13 protein-coding genes and 1 other RNA gene are annotated in these 14,156 nt (G+C 63.5%); 12 read left to right on the top strand and 2 right to left on the bottom strand.

Translation table 11 applies throughout. From position 1 onward, the window contains the following. Position 1: 1 nt before the first annotated feature. The 3 genes from eda (at position 2) to F6X39_RS18680 (ending at position 2,808) form a co-directional block, all read left to right on the top strand. Positions 2-643, top strand: coding sequence for a bifunctional 4-hydroxy-2-oxoglutarate aldolase/2-dehydro-3-deoxy-phosphogluconate aldolase (eda, locus tag F6X39_RS18690; protein ID WP_090801837.1), 642 nt, complete (start codon positions 2-4; stop codon positions 641-643). Between the two features lie 256 nt (positions 644-899). Beyond that, complete coding sequence (locus F6X39_RS18685; RefSeq protein WP_187617679.1) at positions 900-2,303, top strand: gluconate:H+ symporter; 1,404 nt, start codon at positions 900-902, stop codon at positions 2,301-2,303. A gap of 10 nt (positions 2,304-2,313) precedes the next feature. Beyond that, positions 2,314-2,808, top strand: a complete 495-nt coding sequence (locus F6X39_RS18680; RefSeq protein WP_187617678.1) for a gluconokinase — start codon at positions 2,314-2,316, stop codon at positions 2,806-2,808. 98 nt (positions 2,809-2,906) lie between these two features. Here F6X39_RS18680 and purB read toward each other — a convergent pair whose 3' ends face one another. Next, positions 2,907-4,295: an adenylosuccinate lyase gene (gene purB / locus F6X39_RS18675; RefSeq protein ID WP_184066734.1), complete on the bottom strand. Its 1,389-nt coding sequence runs from the start codon at positions 4,293-4,295 to the stop codon at positions 2,907-2,909. A 164-nt stretch (positions 4,296-4,459) separates the two neighbouring features. Here purB and F6X39_RS18670 point away from each other — a divergent pair, with 164 nt between their 5' ends. The 6 genes from F6X39_RS18670 to F6X39_RS18645 all read left to right on the top strand — a co-directional run bounded on the left by F6X39_RS18670 (position 4,460) and on the right by F6X39_RS18645 (position 10,310). Beyond that, entirely contained in the window at positions 4,460-5,416 is a 957-nt protein-coding gene (locus tag F6X39_RS18670) for a LysR family transcriptional regulator (RefSeq protein WP_018421792.1), read from the top strand. 162 nt (positions 5,417-5,578) lie between these two features. Further along, the gene (locus tag F6X39_RS18665; protein ID WP_184022933.1) at positions 5,579-6,901 is read left to right on the top strand and encodes a Glu/Leu/Phe/Val family dehydrogenase; all 1,323 of its coding nucleotides are present in this window, start codon (positions 5,579-5,581) and stop codon (positions 6,899-6,901) included. 284 nt (positions 6,902-7,185) lie between these two features. Further along, positions 7,186-8,079: a glutamate/aspartate ABC transporter substrate-binding protein gene (locus F6X39_RS18660; RefSeq protein WP_184022934.1), complete on the top strand. Its 894-nt coding sequence runs from the start codon at positions 7,186-7,188 to the stop codon at positions 8,077-8,079. 91 nt (positions 8,080-8,170) lie between these two features. After that, positions 8,171-8,911 (top strand): amino acid ABC transporter permease, encoded by a 741-nt coding sequence (locus F6X39_RS18655; RefSeq protein WP_018421789.1) that lies wholly within the window; start codon positions 8,171-8,173, stop codon positions 8,909-8,911. Then, positions 8,911-9,588 carry a glutamate/aspartate ABC transporter permease GltK gene (gene gltK, locus F6X39_RS18650; RefSeq protein ID WP_018421788.1) on the top strand — a complete coding sequence of 226 codons (678 nt, stop codon included), beginning with the start codon at positions 8,911-8,913 and terminating at the stop codon, positions 9,586-9,588. The genes F6X39_RS18655 and gltK overlap by 1 nt, the downstream gene beginning before the upstream one ends. Next, complete coding sequence (locus F6X39_RS18645) at positions 9,585-10,310, top strand: amino acid ABC transporter ATP-binding protein (RefSeq protein ID WP_090801826.1); 726 nt, start codon at positions 9,585-9,587, stop codon at positions 10,308-10,310. Before gltK ends, F6X39_RS18645 begins: the two co-directional genes overlap by 4 nt. Positions 10,311-10,410: 100 nt before the next feature. Here the strand turns inward: F6X39_RS18645 and F6X39_RS18640 are convergent, their stop codons facing one another. Further along, complete coding sequence (locus F6X39_RS18640; protein ID WP_184066725.1) at positions 10,411-11,370, bottom strand: class II glutamine amidotransferase; 960 nt, start codon at positions 11,368-11,370, stop codon at positions 10,411-10,413. Between the two features lie 163 nt (positions 11,371-11,533). On the opposite strand from F6X39_RS18640, the gene pyrC reads away from it, so the two are divergent. The 3 genes from pyrC (at position 11,534) to rnpB (ending at position 13,985) form a co-directional block, all read left to right on the top strand. Next, the gene (pyrC, locus tag F6X39_RS18635; RefSeq protein WP_187617677.1) at positions 11,534-12,595 is read left to right on the top strand and encodes a dihydroorotase; all 1,062 of its coding nucleotides are present in this window, start codon (positions 11,534-11,536) and stop codon (positions 12,593-12,595) included. An 11-nt stretch (positions 12,596-12,606) separates the two neighbouring features. Next, positions 12,607-13,536 carry a DUF3025 domain-containing protein gene (locus F6X39_RS18630; RefSeq protein ID WP_187617676.1) on the top strand — a complete coding sequence of 310 codons (930 nt, stop codon included), beginning with the start codon at positions 12,607-12,609 and terminating at the stop codon, positions 13,534-13,536. A 35-nt stretch (positions 13,537-13,571) separates the two neighbouring features. Further along, an RNA gene (gene rnpB / locus F6X39_RS18625) (RNase P RNA component class A) lies at positions 13,572-13,985 on the top strand. Positions 13,986-14,156: the final 171 nt, after the last annotated feature.

Here is a 14,156-nt window from a genome sequence, read left to right as displayed (position 1 = left end):
TATGACGTCGAAAACAGTAAGCGATATCGTGCGCCTCGGCCCGGTGATTCCGGTGCTCGCGTTCGACACGGTCGAACAGGGCGAACACGTGTCGCGCGCGTTGCACGCGGGCGGCGTGAAGGTGCTCGAAATCACGCTGCGCACGCCGGCGGGCCTCGGCGCGATCGAGCGTGCGTGCGAACTCGCGGACGATATCGTGGTCGGTGTCGGCACGATCACGAAGCCCGAGCATTGCGCCCAGGCGAAGAAGGCGGGCGCGCAGTTCGGCGTGTCGCCGGGTCTGACCAAGGACATGCACAAGGCCGCGCAGGATGTGGGTCTGCCGCTGTTGCCCGGCGTGATGACGCCGTCGGACATCATCCTCGCGCTCGAGCTCGGCTACGAGATCGTCAAGTTCTTCCCCGCACAGCAGGCGGGCGGCGTGCCGATGCTGCAGGCGTTCCACGGCCCGTTCCCGGCGCTGAAGTTCTGCCCGACCGGCGGCATCACGCCGGAAAGCGCGCCGCACTTCCTGTCGCTGCCGAACGTGGTCTGTGTCGGCGGTTCGTGGCTCACGCCGAAGGCCGCGCTCGCCGCGCAGAACTGGGACGAGCTCACGCGCCTCGCGCGCGCCGCGAGCCAGCTGGCGGCACCCGCGCACTAAGCCCCACAACCCAATAGCGCATCGGTCAACTGAACCGGGCCCAGGAGTCTCGTCGATACAGCCGCATCAGGCTGTCGCGCCGAGACTCTTTTTTTGCTTGATATGCGTGCTGGATTTGCGCGCGCTTTCTGGAAACAAACAGTAGAATTCAGCGTCCGCGCGGCTAGCCGGGTTTTCAGGCATCGCGCAGGTTGCCGTGAGACGTAGTGCCGGCCGCATCCGCACTCTGAAATCAATAAACCAAAGGAGGGGCTTCATGGAATCTGCCCACGGCAGCTTGCTGCTGGTCTACGCATTGATCGCGATCGCGCTGCTGATCTTGATGATCACGCGCTTCAAGGTCTATCCGTTTCTCGTTCTGATCATCGTGTCGTTGCTGCTGGGCCTCGTGGCCGGCATGCCGATGCAGACCATCGTCAAATCGTTCGAAACGGGGAACGGCAACACCCTCGGGCACATTGCCATCGTCGTCGGTCTCGGTACGATGCTCGGCAAGATGATGGCCGAATCGGGCGGCGCCGAGCGCGTCGCGACCACGCTGATCAACTGGTTCGGTGAGAAACACATTCACTGGGCGATGATGGTGGTCGCGATCATCGTCGGCTTGCCGGTGTTCTTCGAAGTCGGCTTCGTGCTGCTGATTCCGATCGCGTTCAACGTCGCCAAGCGCACCAACAAATCGCTGCTGCTGGTCGGCCTGCCGATGGTCGCGGGTCTGTCCGTCGTGCACGGGCTGATTCCGCCGCACCCGGCCGCACTGCTCGCCGTGCAGGCGTATCACGCGGACATCGGCAAGACGATCGCCTACGGTCTGATCGTCGGCGTGCCGTGCGCGATCGTCGCCGGTCCGCTGTTCGCGTTGCTGGTGAGCCGTCATGTCCAGTTGCCGAAGGAAAATCCGCTTGCCGCACAATTTCTGGGCAGCGACGTGAAGGACGCCAACGGCGTGCAAAGTGGTAACGCCGCGAAGGCCGCTGCACCGAAGCGCGAACTGCCGGGCTTCGGCATCACGCTGGTCACGATCCTGTTGCCGGTGGTCCTGATGCTGGTCGGCAGCTGGGCCGACCTGGTCTTCGAGCCGAAGACGCTGCCGAACGATCTGCTGCGCTTTTTCGGCAACACCGACGTCGCGCTGCTGACGGCCGTGCTGGTCAGCTTCTGGACCTTCGGCGCGAGCCGCGGCTTTAACCGCGAGCAGATTCAGAAGTTCTGCGGAGAATGTCTCGCGCCGATCGCGGGTATTACACTGATCGTCGGTGCGGGCGGCGGTTTTGGCCGCGTACTGATGGATAGCGGCATTTCGAAGGAAATCACCAACGTGGCGACCGCGGTGCATCTGTCGCCGCTGCTGTTCGGCTGGCTCGTCGCGGCGATGATGCGTCTCGCGACCGGCTCGGCCACCGTCGCGATGACGACCGCCTGCGGCATCGTCGCGCCGATCGCGGCGGCGGGCGCGGTGCAGGTGAAGCCGGAACTGATGGTGCTCGCGACCGGCTCGGGCTCGCTGATCTTCTCGCACGTGAACGACGGCGGCTTCTGGCTGATCAAGGAATATTTCGGCATGACGGTGGGGCAGACCTTCAAGACGTGGTCGCTCCTCGAAACCATCATTTCGGTGATGGGGCTGGGCCTGACCTTCGCACTCGCGGCGGTCCTGTAAGGAGTTTCAAATGATTCTGATCGCAATGGGCGTGTCGGGCGCCGGCAAGACGAGGATTGGCGAAATGCTGGCCGAGCGCCTGCATTGCGCGTTCACCGACGGCGACGCGTTCCATAGCGCGGCGAACAAGGAGAAGATGCACCACGGCATTCCGCTCACCGACGAAGACCGCTGGCCGTGGCTGAAGACGATCCGCGCGGCGATCGAGGAAAAGCAGAAAGCGGGCGAGACGGCGGTGTTCACATGTTCGTCGCTGAAGCGCTCGTATCGCGACATTCTGCGTGCCGGCGACAAGGACGTGTGCTTCGTCTACCTGAAGGGTTCGCGCGAGGTGCTCGCGGAGCGTCTCGGGGATCGCACCGGGCATTTCTTCGATCCGTCGCTGCTGCAAAGCCAGCTCGATACGCTCGAGGAGCCCGGTGACGACGAAGCGATCACGGTCAGCATCGATCTGACGCCGGAACAGATCGTCGACGAGGTGCTCAGGCAGGTCGACGCGCGCTGAGTCTCTGATTGCTTCGCGTTCCAGCTTCGAACGCGGGACGAAAAAAAGCCGCTCCTCGGAGCGGCTTTTTTATGCATTGAAGAAGCTGGGCCAGCAGATCAGCCGATCCGCTTGGCCAGTTCGACGGCCCGGCCGATGTACGAGCCGGGCGTCATCGCGAGCAGGCGGTCCTTCGCGTCCTGCGGAATCGCCAGGCCGCCAATGAAGCTCTGCAGCGCCTCGCGCGTGATGCCCTTGCCGCGCGTGAGTTCCTTCAACTGCTCGTACGGATTCTCGATGCCGTAACGGCGCATCACGGTCTGCACCGGCTCGGCCAGCACTTCCCAGCAGTTGTCGAGGTCTTCGTTCAGACGCTGCGCATTCACTTCGAGCTTGTCGAGGCCGCGGATCAGCGAGTCGTACGCGAGCAGCGAGTAGCCGAACGCGACGCCGATGTTGCGCAGCACCGTCGAGTCGGTCAGGTCGCGCTGCCAGCGCGACACCGGCAGCTTGTCGGCGAGGTGACGCAACGTGGCGTTCGCGAGGCCGAGGTTGCCTTCCGAGTTTTCGAAGTCGATCGGGTTGACCTTGTGCGGCATCGTCGACGAACCGATTTCGCCGGCCTTCGTGCGCTGCTTGAAGTAGCCGAGCGAGATGTAGCCCCACACGTCGCGGTCCAGATCCAGCAGGATCGTGTTCGCGCGCGAGATCGCGTCGAACAGCTCGGCCATGTAGTCGTGCGGCTCGATCTGGATCGTGTACGGATTGAACGCGAGCTTCAGACGGTTCTCGACGACGTCCTTCGAGAATGCTTCCCAGTCGAACTCCGGATACGCGGACAGGTGCGCGTTGAAGTTGCCGACCGCGCCGTTCATCTTGCCGAGCAGTTCGACCTTCGCGACCCGCTCGATCGCACGCGCGAGCCGCGCGGCGACGTTGGCGATTTCCTTGCCGAGCGTGGTCGGGCTGGCCGGCTGGCCGTGCGTGCGCGACAGCATCGGCTGGGCGGCTTGCGCGTGCGCGAGCGCGACGAGGCGTTGATGCACCGAGCGCAGCGCCGGCAGGATCACGTGTTCGCGCGCGCCGGCGAGCATCAGGCCGTGCGACGTGTTGTTGATGTCTTCCGACGTGCACGCGAAGTGGATGAACTCGCTCGCGCGCTCCAGTTCTTCATGGCCCTTCACCGATTCCTTCAACCAGTATTCGACGGCCTTCACGTCGTGGTTCGTCACGCGCTCGATTTCCTTGATGCGCGCGGCGTCGTGCGCGGTGAAGCGCTCGGCCAGTTGCAGCAGGAATTGCTCGGACGCCTCGGAGAAGCGCGGCACTTCGGCGAAGCCGGCGCGCGACAGCGCGATCAGCCAGTGGATTTCGACCGTCACGCGATTGCGCATGAAGGCGGCTTCCGAGAGCCAGTCGCGCAGGGCTTCGGTTTTGGCGGCATAGCGGCCGTCGAGCGGGGAAAGCGCGTTCAGCGCGAACAGGGTGTCGGGGCGGGTGTCGGACATGATGAGGACCGGGTTGAAGCGGTTGAGCGCTCAGCGAGCGGGTCGGGAACGGAGGGAACCGTGGATTTTACCACTGTGACGCGATCGGCCCGCCCGGATGCGTCGGTCGCAATCCGCGCCGCTAGAATGCAGACTTCTTCCCTCTCGACGGCAAGCGCAATCGCATGGAACTGAAATGGCTCGAAGACTTCATTTCGCTCGCGGAAACGCGTAGCTTCAGCCGCTCGGCCGAGTTGCGCCACGTCACGCAGCCGGCTTTCTCGCGCCGCATCCAGGCGCTCGAGGCGTGGCTCGGCACGGAACTGATCGACCGTTCTGTTTATCCGACGCGGCTCACGGCGGCCGGCCAGGTGTTCAACGAGCAGGCGCTCGCGATGCTGTCGCAATTCCACGAGGCGCGCGCGCTGCTGCGCGGCCACACGGCGACGCCCCAGGCGACGATCGAATTCGCGGTCCCCCACACGCTGTCGCTCACTTACTTCCCGCGCTGGCTGCAGCGCATCGAGGCGCAGATGGGCCCGATCCACACGCGGCTGCGCGCGCTGAACGTGCACGATGCGGCGCTCTCGCTGGTGGAAGGCGGCTGCGATCTGATGATGGGCTACCACCATCCGAGCCATCCGGTCGCGCTCGATCCGGCGCGCTACGACATGCTGACGCTCGGCCACGAGCCGATCAGCCCGTTCTCGGCGCCGGCCCGCGCGGGGCGGCCGCGTCACACGCTGCCAGGCTCGGCCGATGCGCCCGCGCCGTATCTGTCGTACACGCCGAACGCGTACCTCGGGCGCATGACCGAGGTGATTCTCGCGAACGCGCCGGAGCGCCTGTACCTCGACCGGCTCTACGAAACCGACATGGCCGAGGGGCTCAAGGCGATGGCGCTCGCTGGTCACGGCATCGCGTTTCTGCCGCATAGCGCGGTCGAAGATGCGGTGGCCGAAGGCCGGCTGATCCGCCTCGATCGCGCGACGCGCGGCACGCCCGAAGGGCAGCTGACGCTCAGCATGGAGATTCGCCTGTATCGCGACAAGCTCGCCGCGAAAAGCGACGACGCGCGCCAGATTCTCGTGCGCCAGTTGTGGGACGTGGTGTCGGAGGAACTCCGGCAGAGCGCCGCCTGAGCCGCGGCATAAAACTCAAACTCGAACCTGCGTCGCGACGACGCGAATTTGCGGCTTTGCGAACGTTATGCAGGAAAAACATAACGGGATAAGGAAACGGCATTGGATTTCGATACGGCGTTTTTCCACAATGCCCGTACTCGATCAAACGCCGGAGCGTTCATGTCATCCCAGCAACAAGCCGCAGAATCGGTACAAGCCGCCTCAACGTTGCAAGCCGTTCCCTCCTACCTCAATAAGGAAGACCTCGGCCCTTGGGGCAACTATCTGCGCCAGGTCGACCGCGTCGCGCCGTATCTCGGTTCGCTGTCCCGCTGGCTCGAAACCCTGAAACGCCCGAAGCGCATTCTCGTCGTCGACGTGCCCATCGAACTCGACAACGGCACGGTCGCGCACTTCGAGGGTTATCGCGTGCAACACAACGTGTCGCGCGGTCCGGGCAAGGGCGGCGTGCGTTATCACCAGGACGTTACGCTATCCGAAGTGATGGCGCTGTCCGCGTGGATGTCGGTGAAGAATGCGGCGGTGAACGTGCCGTACGGCGGCGCGAAGGGCGGCATCCGCGTCGATCCGCGCACGCTGTCGCGTGGCGAGCTCGAGCGCGTGACGCGCCGCTACACGAGCGAGATCGGCATCATCATCGGACCGAATACCGACATCCCCGCGCCGGACGTGAACACGAACGAGCAGATCATGGCGTGGATGATGGACACGTACTCGATGAATCAGGGCCAGACGGCCACCGGCGTCGTGACTGGCAAGCCGATCACGCTCGGCGGCTCGCTCGGCCGTCGCGAGGCGACCGGCCGCGGCGTGTTCGTGGTGGGCTGCGAAGCGGCTCGCCGCATCGGCTTCGACATTGAAGGCGCGCGTATCGCGGTGCAGGGCTTCGGCAACGTCGGCGGCATCGCCGCGCGTCTGTTCCAGGAGGCGGGCGCGAAGGTCGTCGCGGTGCAGGACCACACCGGCTCGGTGTACAAGTCCACCGGCATCGACGCGGTCGCGCTGCTCGACTACGTCGCGAAGACGGGCGGCGTCGGCGGTTTCCCCGAAGCGGACGCGATCACCGGTGATGAGTTCTGGACCGTCGAGTCGGACATCCTGATTCCGGCGGCGCTGGAAAATCAGATCACCGAAAAAAACGCCGGCAAGATCAAGACCAGGATCATCGTCGAGGGCGCGAACGGCCCGACCACTACGGCGGCGGACGACATCCTGCACGATCGCGGCATCCTCGTGATTCCGGACGTGGTCGCAAATGCCGGCGGTGTGACAGTGTCATATTTCGAATGGGTCCAGGACTTCTCGAGCTTCTTCTGGACCGAAGACGAGATCAACGAGCGCCTCGAGCGCGTGATGCGCGAAGCGTTCGCGGCGGTGTGGCAGGTGTCGAGCGAGCAGAACGTGTCGGTGCGCACGGCTGCGTTCATCGTCGCGTGCAAGCGGATTTTGCAGGCGCGCGAGATGCGCGGCTTGTATCCCTGATGGACCGTGTCCTATCTTGTTTGAAACGGCGGTGACGCGGCGCGGTATCCGGGCCGGGAGGCGCACACCGTCGAAAGTTCGTGCATCAACGCGGTCCACAAGACGGCGTGTTTGACCGGCGGGCGGCATCCTATCGATGCCGCCCGCCTTCTCATATGCGCGAAACGGCCGTGCCACGGCGCCGCGGGCCCATCGCGGCGTGCGCGCAACAGAATGGTTAATAGCGATACTTTCAGAAAAATTACTTTGTTACACTGGCGCCGGTTCTTGCCAAGGAGATCAAGATGAAGATTAAAAAAGCTGCGCTGCTGCTCGCGACTCTCGGACTGTTTACGGTTGGCGCGCATGCGCAAGACTCGGGCACGCTGAAAAAGATCAAGGATACGGGCGTCATTTCGCTGGGCCATCGCGAATCGTCGATCCCGTTCTCCTATTACGACGAAAAGCAGAACGTGATCGGCTACTCGCAGGATTACGCGATGAAGATCGTCGAGGCCGTCAAGCAGAAGCTGAACATGCCGAACCTGAAGGTGAAGCTCGTGCCGGTCACGTCGCAGAACCGCATTCCGCTCGTGCAGAACGGCACGGTCGACATCGAGTGCGGCTCCACCACGAATAACCTCGAGCGTCAGCAACAGGCTGCCTTCACGAACACGATCTTCGTGATCGGCACGCGCCTGATGACCAAGAAAGATTCCGGCATCAAGGACTTCCCGGACCTGAAGGGCAAGACGGTCGTCACGACCGCCGGCACCACGTCCGAGCGCCTGCTTCGCAAGATGAACCAGGAGAAGAACATGGGCATGAACATCATCAGCGCGAAGGATCACGGCGAATCGTTCCTGACGCTGTCGACGGGCCGTGCCGCCGCGTTCATGATGGACGACGCGCTGCTCGCCGGCGAGCGCGCGAAGTCGAGCAACCCGGGCGATTTCGTGATCGTCGGCACGCCGCAATCGCGGGAGGCGTACGGCTGCATGCTGCGCAAGAACGACCCCGACTTCAAGAAGGTCGCCGACGACGCGATCGCGAAGGTGCAAACGTCGGGCGAAGGCGAACAGATCTATAAGCGCTGGTTCGAATCGCCGATCCCGCCGAAGGGCCTGAACCTGAACTTCCCGATGAGCGACGATATGCGTGCGCTGTTCAAGAACCCGAACGACAAGGCAATCGACTAAACCCTAGCTGCTTTTTCGACACTTTCGAAACGCTGAACGGAACGGAAGGGGCCACGCGCTTCTTCCGTTTCTTTTTGCCGGAGTCTTGGTCATGTCATATCACTGGAACTGGGGCATTCTGCTGAGTCCCGTCTCCACGGGCGAGCCGACCACCTATCTGGGCTGGCTGTTCTCGGGGCTGCGGGTGACGGTCACCGTGTCGCTGTCGGCATGGGTGATCGCGCTGATCGTCGGCTCGCTCTTCGGTGTGCTGCGCACGGTGCCCAACAAATGGGCGTCGGGCGTCGGCACCGTCTATGTCGCGATTTTCCGTAACATTCCGCTGATCGTGCAGTTCTTCATCTGGTATCTGGTGATACCCGAGCTGCTGCCTGTGTCGATCGGCAACTGGTTCAAGCAATTGCCGCCGGGCGCGCAGTTCTTCTCATCGTCGATCGTGTGTCTGGGCCTCTTCACCGCCGCGCGCGTGTGCGAGCAGGTGCGCTCGGGCATCAACGCGTTGCCGCGTGGGCAGCGCGCGGCCGGTCTGGCGGTGGGCTTCACGCAGTGGCAGACGTATCGCTACGTGCTGCTGCCGGTCGCGTACCGCATCATCGTGCCGCCGCTCACCTCCGAGTTTCTGAACATCTTCAAGAACTCCGCGGTTGCCTCGACGATCGGTCTGCTCGATCTGTCCGCGCAGGCGCGCCAGCTCGTCGACTACACGTCGCAAACTTACGAGTCGTTCATCGCGGTCACGGTCGCATACATGCTGATCAATCTGATCGTGATGCAACTGATGCGCTGGGTCGAAGTGAAGGCCCGGCTGCCCGGCTATATCGGAGGAAAGTGATGCATCATTTCGACTGGAGCGGTATTCCGGGCGCGCTGCCTACGCTATGGACCGGCGCGATCATCACGTTCAAGATCACGCTGATCGCGATCGTATTCGGCATCATCTGGGGCACCATTCTCGCGATGTTTCGACTGTCGCCGATCAAGCCGCTCGGATGGTTCGCGCAGGCTTACGTGACGCTCTTCCGTTCGATCCCGCTCGTGATGGTGCTGCTGTGGTTCTTCCTGATCGTGCCGCAGGTGCTGCAAAGCGTGCTCGGTCTGTCGGCCGACATCGACATCCGGCTCGCCTCGGCGATGGTCGCGTTCTCGCTGTTCGAGGCCGCGTATTATTCGGAGATCATCCGCGCCGGCATTCAGGCGGTGCCGCGCGGCCAGGTCAACGCGTCGTTCGCGCTCGGCATGACCTATGGGCAGGCGATGCGCCTGATCGTGCTGCCGCAGGCGTTCCGCGCGATGGTGCCGCTGCTGCTCACGCAGGGTATCGTGCTGTTTCAGGACACGTCGCTCGTCTACGTGATCAGCCTCGCCGACTTCTTCCGCACGGCTACGAATATTGGCGATCGTGACGGCACGAACGTCGAGATGGTACTGTTCGCGGGCGCGTGTTATTTCGTGATCTGCGTGATCGCGTCGAGCCTCGTCAAAGGTCTTCAGAAAAAGGTCGCAAGATGATCTCTATCAAGAATGTTTCGAAGTGGTACGGCCATTTCCAGGTGCTGACCGACTGCACGACGGAAGTCAAAAAGGGCGAAGTGGTCGTGGTGTGCGGGCCGTCCGGTTCGGGCAAGTCCACGCTGATCAAGACCGTCAACGGACTCGAGCCGTTCCAGAAGGGCGAGATCGTCATCAACGGCCAGTCGCTGACCGACAAGAAAACCAATCTCTCGAAGCTGCGCTCGAAGGTCGGCATGGTGTTCCAGCACTTCGAACTGTTTCCGCATCTGTCGATCGTGCAGAACCTGACGCTCGCGCAGGTCAAGGTGCTCGGCCGCTCGAACGACGAGGCGACCGCGAAGGCCCTGAAGCTGCTCGATCGCGTCGGTCTGCGCGCACATGCGGACAAGTATCCGGGGCAGCTGTCCGGTGGTCAGCAGCAGCGCGTGGCGATTGCGCGTGCGCTGTCCATGGACCCGATCGCGATGCTGTTCGACGAGCCGACCTCGGCGCTCGATCCGGAGATGATCAACGAAGTGCTCGACGTGATGGTCGAACTCGCGCAGGAAGGCATGACCATGATGTGCGTGACGCACGAAATGGGCTTCGCGAAGAAGGTCGCGCATCGCGTGATTTTCATGGACAAGGGTTTGATCGTCGAAGACGACCGCAAGGAAGACTTCTTCGCGAATCCGAAGTCGGATCGCGCGAAGGATTTTCTCGCGAAGATTCTGCACTGAGGGTGGGTGCGCAGGCCTCGTTTCGGGGCTCGCGCGGGACGAAAAAAAGCCGCTCCGTGGAGCGGCTTTTTGTTTCGCACGCGTAGGGTGACGCGGCGGCTTACGACTCGAACGCTGCCGTGTCATCGGCGGCTTCGAGATCGGTTTCGCTGTCGGGTGAAAGCGTGGTTGCGCTCGTGCCCACCGCGTGCGCGCCGTTCGACGCCGCGATCGTCGTGGCCGACGCCGATGCGTCGAGTGCCGGATTGCGCAACTTTTCGAGCACCGACTCCGGCACCGGAATATTGGCGCAGCCGATCACGTCGCCATGCTGGAACATCAGCAGATCGCCGGGCTTGAACGCGGTCCACACTTCGTTGTCGGTCAGCGGCTTGGTCGCGATGACGGCGACGCGGTCTTCGGGTGTCGTGTATTTGGCGAAATCGATCGACACGTCCGCGTCGACCAGATGCGCGGTCGAAAACGGCCAGCGACGCACGACGTAATGCAGATGCGTCGAGCAATGCGCGAACAGGGCCTGGCCGTTAGACATCAGGAAATTGAACACGCCGTACTGCGTGATTTCACGCGTGAGCGTCTCGAGCGCGGCGAACAGCTCGTGAAGCGGCGGCTGCTGCGCGCCCGGAAAAGCCTTACGCAAACCTTCCAGCAGCGCGCAGAACGAGAGTTCGCTGTCGGTCGTGCCGACCGGCTGATACACGCCGTTCAGTTCCGGCGCGTAAGCCTGCAGGTCGCCGTTATGCGCGAAGATCCAGTGACGCCCCCACAGTTCGCGCATGAACGGGTGGCAGTTTTCGAGCAGGATGTGCCCTTGCGTCGCCTTGCGGATGTGCGCGATCGTGTTTTTCGATTTGATCGGATAGCGCTTGACCATCTCGGCGATCGGCGACGTGGCCGACGATTGATGATCGATGAACAAGCGGCACGCCTTGTCTTCAAAGAAAGCGATGCCCCAGCCGTCGGCGTGGTGATCGGTGACGCCGCCACGCGCCGCAAAGCCGGTAAAGGAAAACGTGACGTCCGTCGGCGCGGCGCAGTTCATTCCGAGAAGTTGGCACATGTTGCAGGTGAGCCTGTGAACGGAGTGAGCCGTTACAATGATGATTTTCCAAGCATATCACCGAGCCGGAGACGCCAAATAGCGAAATTGACATGTGTTTGGGCCGCTACAACGCGGTTTGACCGGTCGATCAGCGAGGCGCGCGAAGTCTCGTATTCCTGCCATGACTGCTTCCAACGTTTCCCCCGATTCCGTCACACTGGTCCGCCCGGACGACTGGCATCTGCACGTGCGCGACGGCGCGATGCTCGCGGCCGTGCTGCCTGACACCGCGCGCCAGTTCGGTCGCGCGATCATCATGCCGAACCTGAAGCCGCCGGTCACGACGACCGCGATGGCGAAGGCATATCGCGAGCGCATCATCGCCGCGATTCCCGAGGGCGCGAAATTCGAGCCGCTGATGACGCTGTACCTGACCGACAACACGCCGCCCGACGAGATCCGCCGCGCGCGCGAGAGCGGCTTCGTGCACGGCGTGAAGCTGTACCCGGCGGGCGCGACGACGAACTCCGACGCGGGCGTCACCGATCTGATGAAGTGCGCGAAGACGCTGGAAGTGATGCAGGAAGTCGGCATGCCGCTGCTCGTGCATGGCGAGGTGACCGATTCGGACATCGATCTGTTCGATCGCGAAAAGGTCTTCATCGATCGCGTGATGATGCCGCTGCGCCGCGCATTTCCGGCGCTGAAGGTCGTGTTCGAGCACATCACGACGAAGGACGCGGCCGACTACGTCCGCGAAGCGGGCGTCGCGCCGGAACTGCTTGGCGCTACGATCACCGCGCACCATCTGCTGTACAACCGCAACGCGATTTTCCAGGGCGGCATCCGTCCGCATTACTACTGCCTGCCGGTGCTCAAGCGCGAGACCCATCGCGTCGCGCTGGTCGAGGCGGCGACCTCGGGTGATCCGCGCTTCTTCCTCGGCACCGACAGCGCGCCGCATCCGAAGGGGCTGAAGGAACACGCGTGCGGTTGCGCGGGCTGCTACACCGCGCTGCACGCGCTCGAGCTCTATACCGAAGCATTCGACAAGGCCGGCGCGCTCGACAAGCTCGAAGGCTTCGCGAGCTTCCATGGTCCGGACTTCTACCGTCTGCCGCGCAATACGGAGAAGGTCACGCTGCGTCGTGAGGAATGGACGCTGCCGGCCGAGCTGCCGGCCGGCGATACGCCGGTCGTGCCGCTGCGAGGCGGGGAGTCGATTGGCTGGCGTCTCGTTTGAGGCTGCGGTAGATGCGGGAGCGTGAGGCGGGGCAGCGCGCTGCCAATATTGATAAGGCGGCGAAAGCGGGCTCCGCGGTAGCGCATGAAGCCGCGGCGGCCAAAGCTGCGCGCGGCATGGCTCCCGAGCCTCTGCCACCGTGCTTCGCCGCAATCGACTGGTCGAAGCCGTGGTTCGCGCAATTCGCCACACGCGGTCAGCGTTGGCAGCAAGCCGCGCTGACCGGCCACGCGGACCTTCTCGCCGCGATGAACGCCGACGCCGCCCAGATGCAACAGACCACCGGCCGCGGCCAGCCTCTTGCGTTCATCGCGCAGGACGACCTGCCACCGGGTGCCGCGTACGAGGGGCATATAGCGTCGACCGGTCGCGTGCCGACGCGCCACAATCTGCACGACTTCTTCAACGGTTCGATGTGGTTCGCGTTTCCGCGCATCAAGGCGGCGCTGAACGCGCGCCAGTCGGCGGAGCTCGACGTGCTCGGCGTCGGCCCGACGCGTGGCGGTGTGCGCGACATGCTGACTCTCTTCGACGAAAACGCGCTGCTGTTCGCTTGCGCCGATTCTTCGCTGAGCGCCGCGCTACGCGGCTTCGAGTGGCAGACGCTGTTTGTCGCGTGGCGCGATGCGTGGGGGCGGAGCTGCGAAGTGCGGTGCTTCGGCCATGCGCTGCTCGAAAAGCTGATCGCGCCGTTCAAGGGCTGCACCGGCCATGCATGGATCGTCGACGTTCCGGCAGAGTATTTCGAATGGGACACCCCGACGCGCGACGCATGGCTCGATGAAGCCGTCAGCGCGGCGCTGCTCGGCCCCGACGCTTTGACGAGCCGCATGTTCGCGCCGCTGCCGGTGCTCGGCATTCCGGGCTGGTGGCCCGAGAACGAATCGCCGGCGTTCTACGACGACACGTCCGTGTTCCGCGCGGGGCGACGCAAGCGCTAGGCGCTTCCAAGTTCGGTGTTAAAATTCGCGCCAGCAAAGCAGGCTAGGCAGTCGCGGCCTCGACGGCTTCGGCCAACGAGGGCGAGGAAAGTCCGGACTCCACAGGGCAGGGTGATGGCTAACGGCCATCCGTGGCGACACGCGGAACAGGGCAACAGAAAGCAAACCGCCGATGGCCCGGCGCAAGTCGGGATCAGGTAAGGGTGAAACGGTGCGGTAAGAGCGCACCGCGGCTGTCGCAAGGCAGACCGGCACGGTAACCTCCACCCGGAGCAATTCCAAGTAGGCAGGCGCGCATCTTCGCGATGCAGGACGGGGCCCCCGTCTCGTCTGCGGGTAGGAAGCTTGAGCGCGTCAGTAATGGCGCGCCTAGAGGAATGGCTGCCACGCGGGTCGAGTCTTCGGGCGCGGCGCGTGCACAGAATCCGGCTTATCGGCCTGCTTTGCCGCTGTATAAGGAAAGCCGGCGTCCGTTGGGACGCCGGCTTTTTCATGTGCGCCCAGCATGGGCGCACTCCTGGAGGTGCAAGTCCTCCCATAAGCTGACCACAGCGAATGAAGTGAAGCGCAACTGCGTAAGGGTGACCGAGCGTGGGGAGGAAGCGTGGAGCAAAGCCGTG

Source organism: Paraburkholderia sp. UCT2 (assembly GCF_014397665.1).
GTDB lineage: Bacteria > Pseudomonadota > Gammaproteobacteria > Burkholderiales > Burkholderiaceae > Paraburkholderia > Paraburkholderia tuberum.
This window is presented reverse-complemented; position numbering and strand designations above follow the sequence as displayed.